Origin of the sequence: Stenotrophomonas sp. SrG (assembly GCF_050031795.1) — a bacterium.
GTDB classification, from domain to species: Bacteria; Pseudomonadota; Gammaproteobacteria; order Xanthomonadales; family Xanthomonadaceae; genus Stenotrophomonas; species Stenotrophomonas rhizophila_A.
Map to the genome: position 1 here is coordinate 1 of NZ_JBNBBE010000431.1, position 258 is coordinate 258.

General features: G+C 69.4%; 1 protein-coding gene. It reads left to right on the top strand.

From position 1 onward, the window contains the following. Window positions 1-258, top strand: a 258-nt coding sequence (locus ACQG3P_RS20355) for a hypothetical protein (protein ID WP_426806057.1), incomplete at both ends; no start/stop codon positions are given.

Below are 258 nucleotides of genomic sequence, written 5' to 3' on the forward strand. Positions count from 1 at the left end.
GCGTCAGCCTGCTCAATGACCTGCAGCAGCCGCTGGAAGCGCCGTGGCGGTTGCGGGTGATGGATGTGGATGGTCGCCAGGTTTCGCAACAACAGCAGGCGGTGACGGTGCCGGCACTGTCGGCGCTGGACGTCGGGCGTTTCACCGATGCGCAGCTGCTGGGTACGGCGGCTCCCGCGCGAACCGTCGCGGTGGTGGACCTGCGGGAGGGCAAGCGTGTGCTGTCGCGCCAGGTGGTCTACTTCGCGGCCGCCCAGG